The organism is Kineococcus glutinatus, assembly GCF_039542765.1.
Classification (GTDB): domain Bacteria; phylum Actinomycetota; class Actinomycetes; order Actinomycetales; family Kineococcaceae; genus Kineococcus_A; species Kineococcus_A glutinatus.
This window is the reverse complement of record NZ_BAABIL010000280.1, coordinates 1-6,563: the sequence shown is the minus strand read 5'-3', so window position 1 is coordinate 6,563 and position 6,563 is coordinate 1. Positions and strand designations below refer to the sequence as shown.

General features: G+C 74.8%; 6 protein-coding genes and 1 pseudogene. 1 reads left to right on the top strand and 6 read right to left on the bottom strand.

The features are described from left to right. Positions 1-709: pseudogene (locus ABEB16_RS11220) on the top strand (hypothetical protein); the annotation flags it as partial. Here the strand turns inward: ABEB16_RS11220 and ABEB16_RS11215 are convergent. The 6 genes from ABEB16_RS11215 to ABEB16_RS11190 all read right to left on the bottom strand — a co-directional run. Next, complete coding sequence (locus ABEB16_RS11215; protein WP_345712337.1) at positions 678-1,232, bottom strand: Uma2 family endonuclease; 555 nt, start codon at positions 1,230-1,232, stop codon at positions 678-680. The pseudogene ABEB16_RS11220 and the gene ABEB16_RS11215 overlap by 32 nt on opposite strands. 129 nt (positions 1,233-1,361) lie before the next feature. Beyond that, complete coding sequence (locus ABEB16_RS11210) at positions 1,362-2,258, bottom strand: CAP domain-containing protein (protein ID WP_345712336.1); 897 nt, start codon at positions 2,256-2,258, stop codon at positions 1,362-1,364. A gap of 159 nt (positions 2,259-2,417) precedes the next feature. Then, positions 2,418-3,590, bottom strand: coding sequence for a pyridoxal phosphate-dependent aminotransferase (locus ABEB16_RS11205; RefSeq protein WP_345712335.1), 1,173 nt, complete (start codon positions 3,588-3,590; stop codon positions 2,418-2,420). A gap of 57 nt (positions 3,591-3,647) precedes the next feature. After that, on the bottom strand, positions 3,648-4,667 hold the full coding sequence (gene serA, locus ABEB16_RS11200; protein WP_345712334.1) for a phosphoglycerate dehydrogenase: 1,020 nt from the start codon (positions 4,665-4,667) through the stop codon (positions 3,648-3,650). Positions 4,668-4,912: 245 nt separating this feature from the next. Then, on the bottom strand, positions 4,913-6,235 hold the full coding sequence (locus ABEB16_RS11195) for a HupE/UreJ family protein (protein ID WP_345712333.1): 1,323 nt from the start codon (positions 6,233-6,235) through the stop codon (positions 4,913-4,915). Position 6,236: 1 nt separating this feature from the next. Beyond that, on the bottom strand, positions 6,237-6,563 hold a 327-nt coding region (locus tag ABEB16_RS11190), incomplete at its 5' end, for a DUF3500 domain-containing protein (RefSeq protein WP_345712332.1).

Here is a 6,563-nt window from a genome sequence, read left to right as displayed (position 1 = left end):
GGTGGTCGCGGTGTCGTCGACGGCGGTGCTGGCGCGGCGCGGCTGGCGGGGTGCGGTGGTGGGTGCGGCGGCGTCGGCGGCGCTGTTCTGCTACGTGGACCTGCTGACGGTGCCGCCGATGTCGTGGGCGCTGTGCGCGGCGGTCGCGGGGGCGGTGGGGTTCTGCGCCGGGCACACGTGGGGCTCGGCGCTGCGCGGGGTGCTGGCGGCGGGCGCGGCGTGGCCGGTGGCGTTCGGGCTGACGTGGGTGTCGCGGTGGGTGGTGGCGGCGCTGGCGCAGGGGCCGTCGGTGTTCTCGCGGGTGGCGCAGATCGGCCGTTTCCGGCTGGACGGGCAGGAGGGCGTGGCCGTCTCCGGCGCGTTCGGCGCGGGGGTGCGGGCGAACTGGCTGTACTGGACGGAGGCCGTCGTGACGGCGGTGCCGGTGGTGGTGGCGGCGGGTGCGGTGTGCGCGGGGGCGCTGGTGGTGGCGGTGCGCCGCCGGGGGGTGCGGGGGCTGGTCGTGGCGGCGGTGCTGGCGGTGCCGGCGCTGGTGGTGCCCGCCTGGTACGCGGTGCTGAGCAACCACTCCCAGATCCACGCGTTCTTCACGTACCGCAGCCTGGCGGCGGCGGTGGGGGTCGTGGTGATGGCGTGCCTGGTGGCGGCGCGGCGGCCGGTGCCGGCGGGCGAGCCGGTCAGCGCCAGCGCAGCAGGTCGGCGACGCTGATCGGGACGGTGGCCACCCCGAGGTCGAGGTCGGCGGCCGGGTCGGTGGCGGTGAGGATGCGCGTGGGGCGGTATGCGCGGTCGTCGAGGACGTAGGTGGTGAGGGCCTGCTCGCGCGGGTCGACGATCCAGTAGTGCGGCAGCCCGAGCGCGGCGTACCTGGTCATCTTGACCAGCAGGTCATCCGCCCGGTTCGACGACAAGATCTCCACGACGAGCGCCGGCATCCCGGTGAAGCGCTGGTGCGGCTGACCCACGGCCTCGGCGAGGGGGTAGACCATGACGTCGGGGACGAACGCGTCCCGGGCGGGTCGCCACTCCCACGCGAGGTTCACGTCGTGGGTGGTCGGCAGCACGTCCTCCAGGGCGCGCGCCAGACGCAGGCCGATCTTCTGGTGCAGGCCGGTGGGGCTGGGGCTCACGACCAGGTGCCCGTCGATGTACTCACAGCGCGGGTCCTCCGGCAGCGCCTCGTACTCCTCCCAGGAGAGAGCCTGACCTGCGGCCGGCGGGGTCACGGTCACGGGGAGCACCTCCTCTGTCGTCGCAGGTCAGGGTAGCCGCACCCCCACCCCCGCGGAACGGACTCTTTCCGCACCTGGGGATGTCCTCTGGTGCGCGGAAAGGGTCCGTTCCGCGAAGGGAGCCCGCCGTCAGAGGGTGAGGAAGTTCTGGGTGCCCCAGACGCGGCCGGTGGCGGTGGTGGCGGCGGCGACGCCGATGTGGGTGTACGCGGGGTTGAGGATGTTCGCGCGGTGGCCGGCGGAGCCCATCCACATGGCCACCATCTGGTCGGCGGTGACGTTGCCGTAGGCGATGTTCTCCCCGACGCGGCGCGCGGAGCAGGCCGTCAGCACGGCTCCGAGGTCGGAGCGGTGCACGAGCTGGCCGGTGGCGGCCATGTGCGCGGACCACTCCTCGGCGAACCGGTCGGCGCAGGCGGACACGGCCAGCGGCGCGAGGCCGGCCGCGGCGCGCTCGGCGTTGACGAGTTCCACGATCCGCGCCTCGTAGGCGTCGTCGAGCCCCGCCGTCGGCGTGGGCGTCGGGGTGGGCGTCGGCGTCGGGGTGGGGGCGGCCTCGAACCCGACGCGGTCCACGGCGAGGTTGCGGTCGCCGGCGCCGGCGCGGGAGGCGTCGTTGGTGAAGGACACCGCGACGGTGTGGGTGCCGGCCGCCCAGGAGCCGGGCACGGCGTAGTCGGTCCAGGTGGTGGCCGAGACGGTCAGCGTGGCGACGGTGGCGCCGTCGACCCGGACGGTGGCGCGGGGCGCCCCGAGGTACTGCTCGCCGCGCAGCCGCAGCACGAGCCGGGTGCTGGCGGGGGTGGTGACCGGCGCGGAGGCGGTGGCGTTGGTGAGCATCCGCAGGTGCTTGCCGCCGGAGGCGGTGGTGTCGGCGGTGACCACGGCGCGGCCCTGCGCGAGCGTCATGGCCTCACCCTCGGCGGTGGCGGTCGTCGCGGCGGTGGCCGTGGCGGGCGCGGCGACCAAGGCGGCGACGCCCAGGGCGAGGGCGGTCCGGGTGGCGCGGCGGGCGGCATCGGTCATGGCGGGCTCCATCGGCACGGGGGGCGGCGGGCTTGAGGCGAGGACCCCCCGCGCCGGGCGCGTCGCGCCGGCGCGGGGGGTCCTCCGGGTGGCCCCGGACACCGGGGCCTGCGCCCCAGCGTGGCACGGAGCCGACGACCGCCGCGGGGGCCGCCCCGCTCAGCAGGGGTGCGCCAGGCGCGCGGCCCAGTCGTGCAGCCCGGCCAGCAGCCGGTCCACGTCGGCGGCCGGGCGGACGACGAGGCGGACGAAGTCGCTGGTCATGCCGAGCTTGTTGCCGCACTCGCGGATGTAGACGCCGTGCTCGGCGACGAGGTGGTCGCGCACCCGCGCCCCGCCCCAGCCGGCGGGGAGCTTGACGAGCACGAAGTTGGTGGAGGTGGGGAAGACCGTCAGCCCGGGGACCTCGCGCAGCCGCGCGACCATGTCGTCGCGGTCGCGGGCGGCGAGGTCGAGGCTGCGCCGGTAGGCCGGCACGTGCTCGCCGAGCATCCCGACGACGGCCTCGGCGAGGGAGTTGAGGTTCCACTTCGGCAGCGCGCGGGCGACCTTCTGCGCGAGCGCCGGGTTGGCGACCATGTAGCCGAACCGGACGCCGTGCAGGCCGAAGTTCTTGCCGAGGCTCTTGAGGACGACGACGTTGTGCCGCACCGCGGCCTCGGCGGCGAGGGAGCACTCCGGTTCGGCGTCGACGAAGTCGAGGAAGGACTCGTCGACGACGACCAGGTCCAGGTCGCGCAGCTCGTCGAGCATCCGCACCATGCGCTCGCGCAGGACGTAGCCGCCGTCGGGGTTGTTCGGCTGGCACACGACGGCGACCCGCGAGCCGCGCTCGCGGACGAAGCGGACGTAGTCGTCGACGTCGAGGGCGAAACCGTCCTCCTCGCGCAGGCGGTACATGTCGACGCGCTTGCCGGTCTCCAGCGGCTGGTCGGTCCAGCGGCCGAAGGTGGGGATCGGCACGGCCAGGGACTCGCGCACCAGCAGGTGGTCGATCCAGGTGATGAGCTCGGTGGAACCGTTGGCCATCGCCACCGTCTGCGGGTTGAGCCCGAGCAGGTGGGCCAGGCGCCGCGTCGTGGCGGTGGAGTCGCTGGGGTAGTACTTCAGCAGCGTGGGCAGGTCGCGCGACAGCTGCTCGAACATCTCGGGCGTGGGGAAGTAGCTGTTGGTGGGGATGCAGAAGTCGGCGATCGGGCGCTGGGCGCCGAAGCGGCGCTCGACGTCGAAGAACGACGTGCTGTGGGCGTCGGCGTCGAGCCCGAGGCCGGTGCGCGGCGCGGGCGCCGGGCGGGCCGGGGCGGGGCGGGGGGTGGTCACGTCGGTGGTCACGGGGTTCTCCTGGGTGGCGTCGGGGCGGGTCGGCGGGAGGGGGTGGGGTCCGTGCCGTCAGGCGGCGCGGGCCGTCGTGGTGGTCCGCGCGTGGCTGACGAGCCTGTTCGCGACGGACACGGCGATCTCGCGCTGCGCCTCCTGCGTGGAGCCGCCGACGTGCGGGGTGAGCAGCACGTTCGGCAGCCCTCGCAGCGGGTTGGTGAACGGCCGGCCCGCCGCGGACGGCTCGTCGGGGAAGACGTCGATCGCGGCACCGGCCAGGTGCCCGCTGGTCAGGTGGCGGCGCAGGGCGGCGAGGTCGACGACGCTGCCGCGGGAGAGGTTGAGCAGGACGCTGCCCGGTCTCATGGCGGCCAGCTGCGCCTCGCCGATCAGCCCGGCGTTCTGCGGGCGGCCGTCGACGTGCAGGCTGACGGCGTCGGCCTGCACGAGCAGCTCGTGCAGCGTCTCGCACCGGCGGGCCCGTCCCACGGGTGCGCGCTCCGCCAGGTCGTGGAACACCACGTCCATGCCGAGGGCCTCGGCGAGCACGGACAGCTGGGTGCCGATGGCGCCGTAGCCGACGATGCCCAGGCAGCGCCCGCGCACCTCGTGGCTGCCGGTGGCGGACTTGTCCCACACGCCGGCGTGCGCGGCGGCGTTGCGCTCCGGCAGCCGGCGGGTGAGCGCGATGACCTCGGCCAGCGCGAGCTCGGCGACGCTGCGCCCGTTGGCGTGGGGGGCGTTGAACACCGCGACGCCGCGCTCGGTGGCGGCCTGCAGGTCGATCTGGTCGGTGCCGGTGCAGAACGCCCCGACGGCCTGCAGGTCGCCGGCCGCGTGCAGCACGCGGCGGCTGACGCGGGTGCGCGAGCGGATGCCGAGCACCTGCACGCCGCGGATCGCCGCGATGAGCGCGTCCTCCCCCAGGGCACCCCGGTGGTCGTCCACGTCGAAACCGGCGCGGTGCAGCAGCGCGGCGGCCTCGGGGTGCACGCCCTCGAGCAGCAGGGCGCGGGGGCGCCCGGTGAGCGGCCGGGACGGTCCGGCCGCGGCGAGCGGTGTGCGGGTCGGGGCGTGCGGGGCGGGCGTCATCGTCGGACTCCAAGAGGCGGAAGTGACCACCCGTTCGGTGGCTTGAACCCACCGTGACCGGTCCGCCTAGGGGTGGGCTGTGCACCACCCCACGTCTTCCTGGCACATGGTTCGCCCGGCACATCGCCTGCCCGGAACGTCGCCCGCCCGGCACGTCGTGCGTCCCACGGGAACGGCCCGTGCACCGGCAGCTGCCGGTGCACGGGCCGTCGCGCGTCAGGGGTCGGTGCCCGCCCTTGCCGCGGTCACCTGGTCAGCTGGGGTTCGCGCGGCGCCGGGCGGTCGCGGTCGACCCGCAACCGGGAGCGCACGAGCACGACGACGGCGGCGATCCACAGCGCCGCGGCGATCCACGGCGAGGCGTGGCCGAGGGAGTCGGCGGCGGCGCCCAGCGGGGTGGTGAGGCCGACGCGGTCGAGCAGCCAGCCGACCGCCGCCACCGCGGTGAGCACCGCGGCGGCGACCCGCAGCGGCCGGTAGGCGGCGGTGCGGGCGAGGACGACCAGCGGGGGCAGCACGAGCAGCACGACGACCAGCTGCATGATCTCGATGCCGAGGTTGAAGCCGAGCAGGCTGAGGACGAGCTGCGTCCCGGACAGGTCGAGCGCGGAGAGCGTCATCGAGAACGCCATGCCGTGGATGAGGCCGAAGAACCCGGCGACGAGGGGTTCGCGGCCCGGGAACAGGGGGCGCACGGCGTGGGCGGCGGCGATGAGGATGCTCACCGCGATGAGCGCCTCCACGGGTTGCTGCGGCACGGGCAGCCCGAGCGTCCCCAGCGCGAGCGTCAGGGAGTGCCCGACGGTGAAGGCGATGGTGATGGTCGTGATGCGGCGCACGGCGCGGCCGGTGCGGGCCACCTCGCGCCAGCGCCCGGCGGCGGCGAGCAGCGGGGCGGGCAGCAGCAGGGTGAGCAGGAACAGCTGGTGGTCGGTGCCCTCGGCGATGTGCGAGACGCCGAGGCGCAGCATGCCGGTGAAACCCCGCCAGGGGCTGCCGTCGTCGAGGTCCACGACGAGCGGCGGGATGGTGCCGCTGACGGTGTCGAGGGCGATGGCGCCCAGGCTGCTGGCCGTCTCGACGTTCCCGGCCGCCCAGTCGCTGCGCAGGACGACGTAGGTGTCCGCGGTCACGACCTGGTGCACGATCGCGTCGTAGTCGAGGGTGAAGCTGCGCAGGTCGGCGGTGTCGGCCGGGGTGAGCGTCGCCGTGGCGGTGACGGCCGGGAACGGTGCGGTCCCCCACTGCTGGGTCGTGGTGGTGGCGACGTCGGCGACGTCGACGGTCCAGGCCCCGGCGGCGGAGTCGACGCGGAAGTGCTCCTCGACGTAGGTGGAGATCTCCTCGGCGGTGGTCGCGGGGACGGCTCCGGCGGCGGGGACGTCGATGCCGCTGGCGAGGACGAGGTCCGCGGTGGGCAGGGTGAGCGCGGCGGTGATGTCGTCGGAGTGGACGTCGAGCTCGATCACCGTGGAGGGCACGACGTGCGCCGACGCCGGCGCCGCCGTCAGGAGGACGGCGGCGCCGGCGACGAGCGCCGCGAGGAGCGCACGCAGGCTTCGGTGCATGTCAGGACGTGAGACCGGCGTAGTCGCTGGTCTTGTCCCGCCACACCGCGTGCGGGTGGGCGCCCTCGAGGATGACGCCGTTCTGCATGGAGAACTCGATCCACACCGAGGGGCCGTCGATGCGGATGTAGTCGCCGCTCTCGTCCATCGAGGTGTTGCCCGCGTACGCGACGTAGGTGTCGTCCAGCTCGCTCTCGTACCCGGCGAGGATGGTGGCGGCGCTGACGTCGTCGACGTCGTGCACGTACGTCGCGATCGCGGCGAGCACCAGTTCCTTCTGCTCGGCGGTGAGGTCGGAGCCCTTGACGCCCTCGGAGGTGGTGGGGAA

Bases quoted from the DNA above. Each gene is read 5' to 3' on its own strand.
- ABEB16_RS11210 (WP_345712336.1), bottom strand. From the start codon at position 2,258: ATGACCGATGCCGCCCGCCGCGCCACCCGGACCGCCCTCGCCCTGGGC.
- serA (WP_345712334.1), bottom strand. From the start codon at position 4,667: ATGACGCCCGCCCCGCACGCCCCGACCCGCACACCGCTCGCCGCGGCC.
- ABEB16_RS11195 (WP_345712333.1), bottom strand. From the start codon at position 6,235: ATGCACCGAAGCCTGCGTGCGCTCCTCGCGGCGCTCGTCGCCGGCGCC.